The following is a 12,948-nucleotide window of genomic DNA, read 5'->3' on the forward strand; positions in this document are numbered from 1 at the left end:
GCGCCTCCTTACGCGTGGACGAGCACACGCCCGGTTGCATGGCGCGACTGGACATAGGCGGAGCGGCGCACCGCGTGTGCTCACGAGGATGGGTCCGGGCAATACCCTGGAGCATCCATGAGTTGGCTATCCTTGAGCACAACCTCGACGGCCCGTGCGAACGATTCCATCGGCGCCTCCAGACGGCCAGGCAGGGTCGCCTTGTGATGCGCGGCCTCGAAGGCATTCCAGAGTACGGCCGCATCGTTGACAAGTCGATAACCTGCATCGAACGCCTGTGGCAGGTAGAACCTCGTGAAGCTCCACTGCCTGCCCTCGGGATAGGCGGTCTGGTCGTAACCGTTCAGACACGTGGCGACATCTTCGGCATTGCGGATGCCGAGGAAAGCAAGTTCTTCGACCATCAGGCGCGCGACGATCTGCGTCTTGCCGGCGATCTGCAGTGCGCTCTTCTGGGCGAGCAACTCCTGCTGACCAACGAGGAACGTGAACAGCTTGATCTGCTGGCGGTCGAGTGCATCGTGTACATCCCTCCGCCACTCGTATTCGCTTTCGTTGTAACGTTGCGCCTCATCGCAAAAGAGCAGAACCGTCCCGCTGCCAGCGCGCGCAGCCGCTTCCCGGATCCGCAGCGAAAGCCGCATGCGTTTTGTGGGGTTGGTGCCCGCGTTCGGATCATGATCGCCGACAGCTTCCAGCAGGTTTGAAAAGCGCCACGCACCTTGTGCATCAAGGAAACCGATCTCGCTGCCATCAGCGATGGAAAGCACGTACGCAGCGCAGATCGTCAGCGTTGATGTAGACGCGAAGCGACTGGCCAATCAGCTGGGCGCTGCTGGCTAGGACCATGTTGGTATAGCGCACGCCGAACAGGTTAATGTGAGGACGGACGCCGAGCGCAAGATAGCCGCGCACACGGCAGTGCCGCGCGGATTGCATCAGGCATAACTTACGTCGGCGCACTTCGGGCAACCAGGCCAGCAGTTGCCCTCTTCCACGAACAAAGAACTCCATCGCTTCGAGCGGCGTCGCGCCATTCAGCCCTCCGTGAAGCGTGCCGTGATAGCTTGCAATCGAATAAGTGATCAACTCGTCCAGCCCATCGAGCGACACATACAGGCGGAGATTACCTTTCGGGTCGGCCAGCGCGCCGCGCAGGTCACGAGGATGGGAGCCCGTGTAGCCTGGGAGGCGTAAGGACAGCCTGCTAGCGATTGTGACCATCCCGAGAAAGACGCTGCCAGTGCCCGCGTGCAGCACCCATGCGAACATGGGCAGCACCGCTAGAATCGACAGGAACTGCGGCACGACCAGCAAACGGCTGCGCGGAAAGCGGTCGGAATACATCCCCGCGCTCAGGGACGCGAAGATACCGACGCCGCCCGTGACAAAGCCCACGAGCATCGACGTCGAGGTCGGCAGATGCAGCACCCGGATGCCATACGTGGTCATGTAGTGGCCCACCACATACACGGTGATGGTCAGGCCGATCAGCACGCAACAGGCGAGCACCAGTTCGGACAGTGCGCATCGACGATGCCGCGCAGCAGCTCGCGATTGCTCTTCACCGCGTGTTCGGCGCTGAGCGTCTCACGCAGCCGGCTGGGGATGTAGATGCCGAGCGGCGCGATCAGCAGCCCGAGCATGAACGGAATGCGCCAACCCCATGCACTCAGTGCTTCGGCAGACAACACCAGATCGCGGCGCGCCCTCCCTTCATCACAAACGCCGGGCACTGTCATCGGCGTGAGAAATGGTTATGTTTATTCGTTGACGGGTCAAACCGCGAAAAAAAAGACGCGCATGAAATGCGCGTCAAATTGCTGTGGTCCGGGTCTTGCTTTGTGCCGCGGTCGGAGCATGTCTAGCGTTCCCTCAGCACACAGTCGACCGCATGAAAGACACGTCTGCTCAGTGGGTCGGACGTATTGGCATCGTCGATAATGGTGTCCTTCAGGCTTTGAATGAAGACCTTCGCCGCCGCGCTTAACGGAGTTCCGCGCCGATACATCAGGTTCACTTCCACTTCCGGGATGGTCTCCGTCACGGGCAGCACGCAGAACCCTTCTTTCGCGACGAGCAGTTCCGCGAGCGGCCAGGGCATGATCGAGAGGACGTCGGTGTTACAGATCAGGCCAATCATCATCGACGAGGAATGTGCGACGTGCACGCGCGGCTTGTAGCGGCGAAAGTACTCTCCGAACGGGCCGTCGCCTTCGGCGTCGTTTTCCGTGAAGTCGCGGTTCAACACCAGCTCGCGCCCTTCAGTTGCGACAACGTGCGGCATTTCGCGAGCGGATGCCCCGCGCGTCCCACTACCGCGTAACTCGAGAGGAAGAGCGGCACCTGCTGGAATTCGTCGCGGCATGAAGGCGGGCAGGCGCGATTGACCGAAAGGTCGAGTGTGCCGTCACGCAGTTTCGGCACGGCGACGCTCAGCAGGCTTTCGTAGAACACGATCCGCGTATCGGGCATTTCCTGCTCGAAGCGCTTCATGATGCCGCCAAGCAGCGCGATGGCGATCCACGTCGGCAGCGCAACCGTCAGCCGCTCCCGGCCCGCTCCGGAGAAGCGGTCCATCTCGTCCTGCGCACGTCGCAACTGCTGGATCATCAGACGCGCGTGCGCCAGCTAGGCTTGCCCGGCATCGGTCAGAATGATCCCGGAGGCCTCGCGGACGATCAATGCCACCCCAACCTGGGCCTCGAGTTCGCGCATCGCCTTGGTGACAGCCGCAGGCGAAAGGTCGAGCGCCTTCGCTGCGTTGCGAATGCTTCCGGTATCGGAAATCGCAACGAGCGTGCGCAGTTGATGAATCTTCATGAGGGGGGCGTCTCCACATCCAGTTCGCAACCAAAAGTGAACGGGCTTACTTCCATTGATGCCCGCCGCAGCCCTTCTCGCCTGGTGCGCATGCGAACGGGTGCAGGTCCCTCGCGTGCCGGTGGGCGGTATCGTCCTCGAGTATCGGAGCACGTGACGGAACATGGTGCAAAGGTAATGCAGTCTGCCGCGTGAATAAAGCGAAAAGAGCGGCCTTGCCGGATCGACAGGCCGCACGACACGTGGATTGAATGACAGGAGCACAGACAGGCGGGGCAACGCACGAGGCGCTGATGAATGCCGGCGAGAAGGCGCCGCGAGCAGCGCGACCCGGTCCTGCCGGGCCGACGTGCTCGCGCCGTATCAAAAGTAGTGTTGCACGCCGAAGCGCAGCGAGGCCTGCGAACTCGTCGACGAAGGAGCGAGCGACGGCAGGGCCGCCTTGGCGCCACCGCTCGCGTGCTGATACGTCGCTTCGGCGTAGAGCATGGTGCGCACCGAAAGATGGTACAGGTCCGACAGCGCGACCGTGGTGTAGGCGTGGCCGTTGAACCAGGTCGTCGAACCACCCGCGACGACCGCGTTGAATGGCGTCATGCTCCAGTTGACGCCCAACTCCGCAGTCGTGGCATGCGCCGCGTCGGCCGCATCCGCGATTCGCACCGTGTTCAATACGCCGTGCACGGCCCACGTGCGATTCGGGGTCCACGAGCCAGCCATGCCCGCGATTCGCGTACTGCTCGCACGAAACGCGCTGCCGCCCGCGAGATTCTGACCCAGAAACGACGCATAACCGAGTGCCGTGTTGAACGCATAGGCCTTGTTGCGTGTGTCGCTGTACACGGCAGACAATTTCAACGGTCCCGATGCGTAGAAAACATCGGTGCCGAAGTAGCGTCCCTGCCCCGTCGACGCATCCGCGAAGGCGTACATCACGTGCGCGGACATGCCGTACCAGACGGGGCTCGCGTACCTGATCGTATTGCTGAGCGGGGTGACCGCGGCATTGTCGATATTTCCGGGATGATAGGCGAGATAGTTGTACTGAACCGCTCCATTCGCGTTCGGCGTAAACACCTCGTTGGTCAGGTCCCACTGCCGCCCCATGGTAACGGACCCGTAGCGCTCATTCGACAAGCCAATCCACGCCATTCGACTGAACAGCACGCCTGCCGTTGCGAAACTGCCGGTATTCGAAAAATAGCCGTTTTCGAGCCGGAAAATCGCGCTGGTACCGCCTCCCAGGTCTTCGCTTCCCTTGAAACCGAACTGGTCCGGGACGGCTATCGGCCCCATCACCACTGCGTGGCCGCCCTTCGTGTTGGTCACATACCCCATGCTTTCGTCGATGCTGCCGTAAAGTGTATAGCTCGATTGTGCATTTGCATCCGCGCATGCGGACGCCAGCACGCTCGCAATTACGAGCGTGCCTGCTTTATGTAGGCTCATTGTTGTGTGGTATGGAAGAGGCCGTCGCTTCTTGACCCCGTGTCACGACGGCCGTGAAAGGGTCGACTAGGGCTTCAGTGCAAGGAGCGTTTCTGCCCACATCGGGTGATGAATGTTGCTGCCTTCAAACGGTGGGAATTCTTCGAAATCCGCGCGCATCTCGTGTCTGACTGGCGAATTCATCGCGCACGTGATCGCTTCGGCGCTGTCGAACATCAGCTTGTTGCGCTGCATGTAGTGCACCCGCTTCCACGGCATCGCATCGACCCAATCGACCCGCGTGAAGATCTCGATTTCGCGCACGCCGTCAAAGAATTTCATGATCTGCGGATGATGCGACAGATAGTACGCAAGCCATTCGTCGAAATTCTCGGCGCGGCCCGGATAGTGAACGAGAAACTGGCAAGGCAACGCCCCTTGCGGCACCTGCGCTTGCGAATCCAGCACCGGAAAAGGCCGCCGCGCCATGACCTGCTGTTCGACCGCACATGTCGCGAGGCTCGGGTAATCGTCCCTCGCCAGTTGCTGCAGATGACCGTCGGCGGCAATCGCCGATTCCAGATCCGCAAGCCGTTCGAAGTCGAGCTGCACGGCGAAGATCGGCGATGGACCGTCGTCCGTGTAATAGTCATTCGCCGCGGATGGCGTGTACAGGCGCGCGCGGCTCAATGCAGGCGTATTTTCCACGCACGCGCGGATATGGCGCCGATCCTCGTCGCTGATACGCGCACTTGGGTCGGGATGCTGGAAGGTGACGAGATAGGAGAATTGCATGTTCGGTCCGAGTGGTTCGATCGAATGAGGTGGCGGCGCGGTCGGGCAATTCACTTCACAGTTCGAGCAAAATCCTTTGCACGGTGTCGCGATCCACCTGGGTGCGATCACGCGGGGCCGCATCGCTCACGCCGAAGCTCGCGAGTATCAGCATCAGTGCGATGCGCAACTTCTGCGCGGAGAGATCGCCACCCGCGACTATTCCGTCGGCGGCGAGGAAACGCTGCTTCGGCACCGTGCCGCGCGGCGCGCGCGTGGCCTGCACCACCACCACACCAGCCGCGACGGCGTTGCACAACGCCTCGCGCTCCCCGGACGCGGGACGCCCAGGCGCAAGCCCCGCGGAGACGATGCCGCGCGCACCCGCCGCGACAAACGCTTCGATCGCCGCGCCGTCGGCACCCGCATACGACATGGCAATGTCGACCCGCGGCAACGCGGTCGACGCGGCTGCATCCAGTACCGATGCGAAACGCGGGCTCTGCCGCGACGGCCCCGCATCACGAAACACGCGACGCCGCCAGACCACGCCGGCGTCCGCATCGATCCTGCCGAGTGGTCCATACGGCGCGGCCTCGAATGCCGCGAGTTCGAAGCTCGCCGCCTTGGTCACGTCACGCGCGGCGAAGAAAAGGCCGCCCATGGCAACGAGCACGCCCGCACCGCGCGACTCCGGCGCGGCGGCCACGGCAACCGCGCCGCGCAGATTCGCCGCGGCGTCGCTGCCATCCGTGTTTGCCGGGCGCTGAGCGCCCGTCAGCACCACGGGCTGATCGAGCTCCAGCACAAGGTCGAGAAACCACGCGGTTTCCTCGAGCGTCGCCGTACCGTGCGTGATCACGAAACCCGTCAACGCGGGATCGCTTGCAGCGGTGTCGCGGATCAGCGTGGCAAGCTCCAGCCAATCGCGCGGACCGATGGACACGCTCCCCAAGCTGCGAAACGGCACGGGCACGATCTCGACATGCGGGACCAGCTCGCCCAGGCGTTGCAGCAGATCGTCGATCGGATGGATCACGCCGCTGTCGGCGTATTCGATCCAGTCGAAGCGATGACGCCCATGCATTGCAAACGTCCCGCCGGTGCCGATCACGGCGATGCGGGGACGCTTTGCAGACACAGCTTGCTCGCCGACGAGTGTGGACACCGCGGGAGCAATCGGCTCTTTCACGTCAGCGCCGTTCATGCCTGCACTCTCACGAAAAGCACGTCGGCCTCGACCCTGGTCTCATGATGCCGGGTGTCGCGCGACACAGGCGCGGCAAGCGCTCGGCCCGTTCGCACATCGACCAGACCGGCATGCAGCGGGCATTCCACTTCATGCCCCTCGAAATCGCCATCGCTGAGCAAAGCCGCGCCGTGCGTGCAGATGTCGTCAAGCGCGTGAATCTCATCGTCGACACGGAATAGTCCGATCTTGACGCCCTCGATCTCGATGCCACGGCACGCGCGCGCGCCGAACACCTCGTCAAGCGATCCGATTGCAAACCAGCCGTCGTCGCCGCGCACGTACTCGCGTGCGTCGGCGGAGTTTATCTGGATCACCGCGTTCATAGCGCCACCCGTTGCTGGAGACTGACAGGTTCGTGCATCTTCACCGCGCCGATCAGGTCGGTGAGTTTTGCCACGCCGTGCCGCTTGCACCACTCTGTCAGATCGTCGATCAAGCGCGGCATCGCCGTGGGCGAAACGAAGTTCGCGGTGCCGACCTGCACCGCGCTGCAACCCGCGAGAAGAAACTCGAGCGCGTCCGCGGCCGTGGCAATGCCGCCGCATCCGATGACGGGAATCTTGACGGCCTGCACGCATTGATAGGCGATCCGCAGCATGATCGGTTTCGTGGCGGCGCCCGTGAGGCCGCCCATGACGTTCGCCACACGCGGGCGAAATGTCTCGACATCGATCGCCATTGCAAGAATCGCGTTGCTCACCACGAGCGCATCCGCACCCGCGTCTTCAGCAGCCAGCGCGACCTCGACCACGTTGCCCGCATTGGGCGTCATCTTGGGCCAGATAGGCAGCGAGGTCGCGGACTTCATCGCCTTGATCACCTGCCAGGTGGCTTCCGGATCCATGCCGAACGCCTGACCGTTCTTCTTCAGGTTGGGACAGGAGACATTCGCTTCGATCGCCGCGACGCCTGGCACGCTGATTTTTTCCGCGAGCCTGCCAAACTCCTCGATCGTGTTGGCCGAAATGCTCGCGACGAGAGGCGGACTATAGCGCCGGTAGTAGGGCACGGTCTGTTCGACATAGTAGTCGCTGCCCTTGCTCGGGATGCCGATCGAAAAGAGCGTGGCGTCGCGAAACTCGGCGACACGCGGAGGCGGCACGCCTTCGCGCACGTCATGAGTAATCGTCTTGGTGACGATTGCGCCGAGACAGTTGAGGTCGAATATCTGCGACGTGCCTTCGGCGAAAGTACCCGAGGCCGGCATCACCGGATTCGCGAGCTTGAGCGAACCAATATTGACGCTGAGATCTACCATGATGTCGTTTCCTGAAGATCGAAGACCGGGCCTTCCCAGCACACACGGCGGTAACTGAGCTCTTGTGAACCCGCCTCTTTCCGAAAAGGCCGCACGCATGCGTAGCACGCTCCGTAACCGCAACCCATGCGCTGTTCGAGCGCGACCTGGCCACGGATGCCTAACTGCGCGGCCACGCGTTGCAACATGACGAGCAGGCGGTTCGACCCGCACGTGCTGACGAATGTGATGCGACGTTGCTCGTGCACTTCCCGGATCAGGCTCTCGACCTGGACCACGTCGCTGGTCTGCTCGTCATCGGTGACAGTGATCACATCGGCGCCCACGGCTTTCAGATAATCGGCCGACATCATCAACGCCTCGCTGCGCGCGCTGAGGACTGCGGTGACATGCGCACCCGCCGCGCTCGCCTGCTGCGCGAGCGGCGCCATCGTCGCGAGGCCGACGCCGCGGCCAAGCAGCAGCACGTGTGCCGGTTCCGTCGATGTGGGCAGCGCAAAGCCGTTTCCGAGCGGGCCCAGCGCGTCGAGCGTATCGCCCGGCCGAAGTTGAGCCAGGCCACGTGTTCCCGCACCCTGTACCTTGTAGAGAAATTCGATGCGGCTGTCTTCCGCGGCCACGCAGTAGATGCTCATCGGCCGGCGAAGATAAGGCGTGTCGTCGTGCGAAGCCGGACACGCGAGATGAAAGAACTGCCCGGCGCGTGCCGTCAGCGCGAGCTCAGGCGCCGTGAGTACGAGATGCTTGTACTCCGCGTTGAGCCATGCGTTCGAGCGCACGTGGCACTGGTTCTCCGCGATCGTCGGCGTACTCTGGCAGGTGTGGGCGACATCCGCGTGCGCGCGATCCGGACACAATGTAATCACGCGCGCGGTGGCGGGATCGGTGGCCGTGTCGCTTCGCGCCGCATTCGGCTCTGCAGAAAATGTGTTCATAAGAATTCCATCCATCAAACGGTTCGGGTCGTTTCGCTGGGTCCGGACTTGCGCAATGCGGTCAACGAAGCGAAATCGCTTGCCAGCGGCGACATCCGGTCGTCGGGCTCCATCATATGAAGCTGCGTGAAGCGCATTTCACTGATCAGCCACGTGCCGGAGGGCGTACGCTCATACTTCTCTTCGGTGACCGCCCCAAGCAGTACCGCGCGCGCATCGTCATCACGCAGCGCGAGTTGCCAGAGCCGCCAGTTGCCAGTCGCGTGCATGGCCTCGGTCACTTCGAGTGCTTCACTCACGTAGTAATGCATCGCGAAGCGCCACGGCGAACGCTGAAACCATTCGCACAGAGCGGCGCGTCCGACGAGGTCGTTGCCGAATCCCGCGCCGCCGGTCCACACCGCGCGCTCCGTGAAGCACATGGCCTGCTGCAACGCGATTTCGTGCATCACGGGTTGCGGCTGCCGTTGATAGTCGTTCGTGTATTTCTGATCGGCGAGCGCGGCGTAGCGTGCCTTCAGCGAGCGGATCGCGTCGATCGCTTCGAGCCGGGCGACGCGCGCCTCCAGCGACTGTATCGGCGAGTTGCGTTCCGTCATCACGCCAGCTCCTTCAAGGGAACCGACGTGTCGGCCAATCGGCCCGTTTCGATGCGCCTGCGCGCGCTGACGAGACGTTCCAGATGCCGCCGCTCACGGCTCTGGTTGACCGTCACGCCCGCGGCCACGCAACCGTCGCGCAGCGAAATCACCGTCGCGTCCGCCAATGAAAGCGAGCCGCGCACGACGATTTCATCGCCGGGTTCGTGCACGCCCGTCACCTGGATTGCGTGGCCGAGTTGATCCGTCCACATCCATTGAATCTCTGCATACGGTTCCATTCGCCCGGTGATGATCCCGGCTACGGCGCGCGCCTGATTCTCGGCGTTGCGCCACGTTTCCTGCCTGACGTGGCGACTGGATACGCTGTCCAATCCGCAGGCCGCGTCTCCGGCGGCGTAAAGCCAGGGCGCCGAGGGGCTGCGGCAGAACTCATCGACCAGGACACCGCGTTCGTCTGAGAGTCCCGTGCCGCGCAAGAATGCGGGATTGCAGTCGACGCCGATCGCGACCAGCACGCAGTCGGCATCGATGGTCACCGGCGCGCCGTCTTGCAACGCGTCGATGCGCAACGCGAACGCATCGCGGTCCGCCCCGCCCGCGCGCACGATGTCCGTGACATTGACCCGCGTTCGCACATCGACGCCCTTCGCGGCATGTTCCTGTGCAAGCCATCCAGCCACCTGCGGCGGCAGACAGCGCCCCATGATGCCGTCGCCGGCCTCCAGCACCGTCACCGGCACGCCAAGACTGATCGCGCTCGAAGCCACTTCCATCCCGATGACGCCCGCGCCGATGATTGCAAGCTTGCGGCAGCCTTCCAGCGATGTGCGCAACGCGAGGCAATCGTCCAGCGTGCGCAGCGTATGCACACCTTCGACGGGCTGCGTGGGGAAACGCGGACGCCTCGCCATGCCGCCCGTCGCGACGACCAGCAGATCGAAGTCCACGGTGGCGCCGTTGTCCAGATGCAGGCGCCGTGAATCGACGTCTAGTCTCCGCGCACTCGCGCACACACGCTCAATGCCGGCTCCCGTTAGCGACTCGCTGGTCCAGTAGTCAGGCGAGGTCAGCACGAGGCTCTCTTGCGTCTTCGTACCCAGCAGCAGTTCCTTCGACAACGCGGGACGCTCATACGGTGCATGCGGTTCATCGCCGATCAGCGTGACTCGCCCGGCATGGCCCAGGGCTTTCAGATGCTGGGCGACACGTCCGCCGGCATGACCCGCGCCGACAATCGCGACATGTGGCGAGCTCATTGTTGCGGCTCCTTGTTTGCTTCGGCGTTGCACGTCACGCGATACAGCACGCAGCCTGGTGAGATGCAACGATAGCGGCGCGCTTCGCGCGGCGGGATCAGGATGGCCTCGCCCGCCGAGAGGACGTAGTGCTCATCCGCCGCGACGATGTCGACGCGCCCTTCCAGCACTGCGGCGAGTTCTTCGCCAAGAAGGCCCGCATCAAATTCGACGAGTTCGTCGCGTTGCATGCGTTGGGTCGACGCTGAAAGCGCCGCGCCGTCGGCAACATTTCGCACGATCGGCAACTGAGCCGCCGCGCCTTCATGGGGAACGGCCGGAAGCAGCGTGCAATGCACGGCGCCGGCGTTCGACAGAATCGCTTCGCTCACGATGCGTTCTCCCGACCGGCCAGCGGGTAATAGGGAGCCTCGTCGCCGCCGCGATATTCGGCACGCGGCGGCGTCACCACGTTCAGACGCATGCTCATGCCCGCGCCTTCGTAGGTGTTGACGCCGTAGTGGCTCAAGCCGGCGGGAATGATCATCCCCTCGCCCGTGTTCAGGCGCCGCTCGATCTCCGCGCCGTTGTCGTGCACCTCGAAAATCGAACAGCCGCCTTTGATCTGCAGCGACGCCTCTTCTCCGTGGCTATGCGCATTCGCGGGCAGGCCGTGGCCCGCCGTTTCAACGAACTTGATGACCGCGACGCTCATCGTCTCGCCGATCATCGTCTTCATATAGAGGCCGTCGGCGACAACCTCCTTGAGTGCGTGGTCAACACCAAAAATGCGGCACTTGGGCATGATCTGATCCTTTACTGGCCGAGCGTGTGAGCGTCAGATGGCGGGGCGCATCGAAAACGTTTCGTCCGCCACGAAGCGGAAGGGATCGTATCCGTCGATCACGAAAGGCTGCTGGTAGAACTCGATAGCGGGCGCGACTTCGGCCAGCGACAGCAGCAGACACATCAGTGTCTTCGCGTCTTCGGGCAGCTTGTCCAGTTCGAACTGGTTAAGCCATGCCACGATGTCGTCGACCCTGGCGAGCATCGCGTCCTTGAATTCGACGATGGCCGGCATGCCCGCCGTATGGCGCCGCGTCGTCCGTTCGGTTTCGCTCGGCAACGCCCACACGTCGACAAAGCGGTTCAACTCCTCGAAGGCGGCAGGCAGCGGCGCGCGTGACGACGCGTCCTGCGTGAAATCCGCGCGCTTCGTGACGACGATGACTTTCTGTTCCATGACGTTTACTCCGCAGTGGCTTCGGCTTGCGCCAACAGGCGTTCGATGACGTGATAGCTGTGCCGCACCAGCAGCTCGTTGTCCTGCAGCACCATGAATTTCTTCACGCCGGTTTCCGCCGCCCGTTGCGTACGTTCGAGCGTGCTGAGGTCTTCGAGCAGCACGTCGCGCAACGCCACCTTCATGTACTCGAGGAAGAATCGGCCACCTGGCGTCGTCATTTCCGGGTAATACACGCGCGCTTCGAAAAGCGTCTTGTTATGCGCGATCGGACGGAAGTTGTAGGCCTGGCAGTAGTTGGGACGCAGCGACAGATAGAAGTCCGGAAACATCACGTTGATGTCGAACAGCCAGTTCTCGCTCTTCGTCCAGTTGACACCCTTGGGCAACGCGTCGAGCGGAAACTCATGACGCGCGCTGCCAATGCCCGCGCGCAATGCCGCCGCGGCGATTGGGCGTTTCGAACCGGCGTCGGACAATGCTTCGGCCGCGGCCGCGCCGCCCGATGTCACCGCTTTCGGGTTTCCATAGACCGACTTCTGGTTGCCCGCCAGCGACAGACGTCGATGGAACTCGCCGCACAGCGCGTCGAGCGGCGGCATGCTGCCGCCCGCGCTACTGTCGATGGCGTCGGCGATCGAATTGCCGTGCACATACGCGACGTGATACGCCTCCTGGAACGCGTCGAGCGCGAGCTTCCAGTTGCAGTCGACCACCGTTTCCCACGCGAAGCCCACCTTCAGCTTGTCGAACGGATAGCCTTCGACCTCGCCGTACATCGGCCTGAGAAAGTCGGCGAGCGAGAGCCTGGGCTGCGGGTCCATGTTGACGAAGATGAATCCTTGCCATACGTCGCACGCCACGCGCGTCAGTGCGTAATCTTTGAAGTCGAGCCCGAAAAAACATTGCTCGTCCGGCACGCCCGTCAAATTGCCGTCCAGGTCGTACGCCCAGCCGTGGAACTTGCAGAAGAATTTGCGCGTATGTCCGGTCTTGTCGTACGCAATCTGATTCAGCCGGTGCGAGCAGACGTTGTGCATTGCGCGAATCTCACCGCGCTTGTTGCGCACGACGATGATCTCCGTGTCGCACGCGTCGAGCTTCTTGACGAAGTAATCGCCCGCCTCGGGGATTTCCTCCACGCGGCCGACCTGCAACCAGGTCTTCTTGAAGATGTGCGCCTTTTCGCGCTCGTAGTACCCGGGAGAAATATAGGGCTCGACGGGAATCAGTCCAGCGCCTAGTTCCGCGTAGCGCGCGGTCAACGTGCCCTCCGGGGCGGGAATCGCATTCATGAACGGCGTCCTTCGTGAGGTGAGTGCTGAATCGCTGAATAATGAATATCATTCTGTTTTCAACGAAAAATGCTGTCAAGCTCTTTGTGAAAACTTTTTGAAG

16 protein-coding genes and 2 pseudogenes are annotated in these 12,948 nt (G+C 62.6%); all 18 read right to left on the reverse strand.

Annotated features, from left to right (window positions below):
- Nucleotides 1–8: 8 nt before the first annotated feature.
- Nucleotides 9–710, reverse strand: a pseudogene (locus tag P0D80_RS15595) (ATP-binding protein); the annotation flags it as partial.
- Nucleotides 711–1,218: pseudogene (locus tag P0D80_RS15600) on the reverse strand (integrase); the annotation flags it as partial.
- 272 nt (nt 1,219–1,490) lie between these two features.
- A complete protein-coding gene (locus P0D80_RS15605; RefSeq protein ID WP_408285087.1) occupies nt 1,491–1,691 on the reverse strand; it encodes a hypothetical protein in 201 nt (66 codons plus the stop codon).
- 173 nt (nt 1,692–1,864) lie between these two features.
- A complete protein-coding gene (locus P0D80_RS15610) occupies nt 1,865–2,248 on the reverse strand; it encodes a LysR substrate-binding domain-containing protein (RefSeq protein ID WP_408178078.1) in 384 nt (127 codons plus the stop codon).
- Nucleotides 2,245–2,613: a LysR substrate-binding domain-containing protein gene (locus P0D80_RS15615; RefSeq protein ID WP_408178079.1), complete on the reverse strand. Its 369-nt coding sequence runs from the start codon at nt 2,611–2,613 to the stop codon at nt 2,245–2,247. The genes P0D80_RS15610 and P0D80_RS15615 overlap by 4 nt, the downstream gene beginning before the upstream one ends.
- Nucleotides 2,614–2,631: 18 nt before the next feature.
- Nucleotides 2,632–2,823 (reverse strand): helix-turn-helix domain-containing protein, encoded by a 192-nt coding sequence (locus P0D80_RS15620; RefSeq protein WP_408178080.1) that lies wholly within the window; start codon nt 2,821–2,823, stop codon nt 2,632–2,634.
- Nucleotides 2,824–3,186: 363 nt separating this feature from the next.
- Nucleotides 3,187–4,272: a porin gene (locus tag P0D80_RS15625; RefSeq protein WP_408178081.1), complete on the reverse strand. Its 1,086-nt coding sequence runs from the start codon at nt 4,270–4,272 to the stop codon at nt 3,187–3,189.
- A gap of 66 nt (nt 4,273–4,338) precedes the next feature.
- Nucleotides 4,339–5,046: a hypothetical protein gene (locus P0D80_RS15630; RefSeq protein ID WP_408285090.1), complete on the reverse strand. Its 708-nt coding sequence runs from the start codon at nt 5,044–5,046 to the stop codon at nt 4,339–4,341.
- Nucleotides 5,047–5,101: 55 nt separating this feature from the next.
- Nucleotides 5,102–6,232: an asparaginase gene (locus P0D80_RS15635; protein WP_408285092.1), complete on the reverse strand. Its 1,131-nt coding sequence runs from the start codon at nt 6,230–6,232 to the stop codon at nt 5,102–5,104.
- Nucleotides 6,229–6,600, reverse strand: a complete 372-nt coding sequence (locus P0D80_RS15640) for a non-heme iron oxygenase ferredoxin subunit (protein WP_408178084.1) — start codon at nt 6,598–6,600, stop codon at nt 6,229–6,231. The genes P0D80_RS15635 and P0D80_RS15640 overlap by 4 nt, the downstream gene beginning before the upstream one ends.
- Complete coding sequence (locus tag P0D80_RS15645; protein ID WP_408285095.1) at nt 6,597–7,535, reverse strand: dihydroorotate dehydrogenase; 939 nt, start codon at nt 7,533–7,535, stop codon at nt 6,597–6,599. Before P0D80_RS15645 ends, P0D80_RS15640 begins: the two co-directional genes overlap by 4 nt.
- The gene (locus P0D80_RS15650) at nt 7,529–8,470 is read right to left on the reverse strand and encodes a dihydroorotate dehydrogenase electron transfer subunit (RefSeq protein ID WP_408285097.1); all 942 of its coding nucleotides are present in this window, start codon (nt 8,468–8,470) and stop codon (nt 7,529–7,531) included. Before P0D80_RS15650 ends, P0D80_RS15645 begins: the two co-directional genes overlap by 7 nt.
- A gap of 14 nt (nt 8,471–8,484) precedes the next feature.
- Nucleotides 8,485–9,069: a nuclear transport factor 2 family protein gene (locus tag P0D80_RS15655; protein ID WP_408285099.1), complete on the reverse strand. Its 585-nt coding sequence runs from the start codon at nt 9,067–9,069 to the stop codon at nt 8,485–8,487.
- Nucleotides 9,069–10,328, reverse strand: a complete 1,260-nt coding sequence (locus P0D80_RS15660; protein ID WP_408285101.1) for an NAD(P)/FAD-dependent oxidoreductase — start codon at nt 10,326–10,328, stop codon at nt 9,069–9,071. The genes P0D80_RS15655 and P0D80_RS15660 overlap by 1 nt, the downstream gene beginning before the upstream one ends.
- Complete coding sequence (locus tag P0D80_RS15665; protein ID WP_408178089.1) at nt 10,325–10,699, reverse strand: cupin domain-containing protein; 375 nt, start codon at nt 10,697–10,699, stop codon at nt 10,325–10,327. Before P0D80_RS15665 ends, P0D80_RS15660 begins: the two co-directional genes overlap by 4 nt.
- Nucleotides 10,696–11,112, reverse strand: a complete 417-nt coding sequence (locus P0D80_RS15670; RefSeq protein WP_408178090.1) for a cupin domain-containing protein — start codon at nt 11,110–11,112, stop codon at nt 10,696–10,698. Before P0D80_RS15670 ends, P0D80_RS15665 begins: the two co-directional genes overlap by 4 nt.
- A 33-nt stretch (nt 11,113–11,145) precedes the next feature.
- Nucleotides 11,146–11,550 (reverse strand): hypothetical protein, encoded by a 405-nt coding sequence (locus P0D80_RS15675; protein ID WP_408178091.1) that lies wholly within the window; start codon nt 11,548–11,550, stop codon nt 11,146–11,148.
- A gap of 5 nt (nt 11,551–11,555) precedes the next feature.
- A complete protein-coding gene (locus tag P0D80_RS15680) occupies nt 11,556–12,845 on the reverse strand; it encodes an aromatic ring-hydroxylating oxygenase subunit alpha (protein ID WP_408285103.1) in 1,290 nt (429 codons plus the stop codon).
- Between the last annotated feature and the right edge of the window lie 103 nt (nt 12,846–12,948).

The organism is Paraburkholderia sp. RL17-373-BIF-A, assembly GCF_046030175.1.
In the GTDB taxonomy this organism is placed as follows: domain Bacteria; phylum Pseudomonadota; class Gammaproteobacteria; order Burkholderiales; family Burkholderiaceae; genus Paraburkholderia.

Excerpts from the sequence above, each read along its gene's own strand:
- P0D80_RS15615 (WP_408178079.1), bottom strand. The coding sequence starts at position 2,613 with ATGATCCAGCAGTTGCGACGTGCGCAGGACGAGATGGACCGCTTCTCC.
- P0D80_RS15620 (WP_408178080.1), bottom strand. The coding sequence starts at position 2,823 with ATGAAGATTCATCAACTGCGCACGCTCGTTGCGATTTCCGATACCGGA.
- P0D80_RS15625 (WP_408178081.1), bottom strand. The coding sequence starts at position 4,272 with ATGAGCCTACATAAAGCAGGCACGCTCGTAATTGCGAGCGTGCTGGCG.
- P0D80_RS15630 (WP_408285090.1), bottom strand. The coding sequence starts at position 5,046 with ATGCAATTCTCCTATCTCGTCACCTTCCAGCATCCCGACCCAAGTGCG.
- P0D80_RS15635 (WP_408285092.1), bottom strand. The coding sequence starts at position 6,232 with ATGAACGGCGCTGACGTGAAAGAGCCGATTGCTCCCGCGGTGTCCACA.
- P0D80_RS15640 (WP_408178084.1), bottom strand. The coding sequence starts at position 6,600 with ATGAACGCGGTGATCCAGATAAACTCCGCCGACGCACGCGAGTACGTG.
- P0D80_RS15645 (WP_408285095.1), bottom strand. The coding sequence starts at position 7,535 with ATGGTAGATCTCAGCGTCAATATTGGTTCGCTCAAGCTCGCGAATCCG.
- P0D80_RS15650 (WP_408285097.1), bottom strand. The coding sequence starts at position 8,470 with ATGAACACATTTTCTGCAGAGCCGAATGCGGCGCGAAGCGACACGGCC.
- P0D80_RS15655 (WP_408285099.1), bottom strand. The coding sequence starts at position 9,069 with ATGACGGAACGCAACTCGCCGATACAGTCGCTGGAGGCGCGCGTCGCC.
- P0D80_RS15660 (WP_408285101.1), bottom strand. The coding sequence starts at position 10,328 with ATGAGCTCGCCACATGTCGCGATTGTCGGCGCGGGTCATGCCGGCGGA.
- P0D80_RS15670 (WP_408178090.1), bottom strand. The coding sequence starts at position 11,112 with ATGCCCAAGTGCCGCATTTTTGGTGTTGACCACGCACTCAAGGAGGTT.
- P0D80_RS15675 (WP_408178091.1), bottom strand. The coding sequence starts at position 11,550 with ATGGAACAGAAAGTCATCGTCGTCACGAAGCGCGCGGATTTCACGCAG.
- P0D80_RS15680 (WP_408285103.1), bottom strand. The coding sequence starts at position 12,845 with ATGAATGCGATTCCCGCCCCGGAGGGCACGTTGACCGCGCGCTACGCG.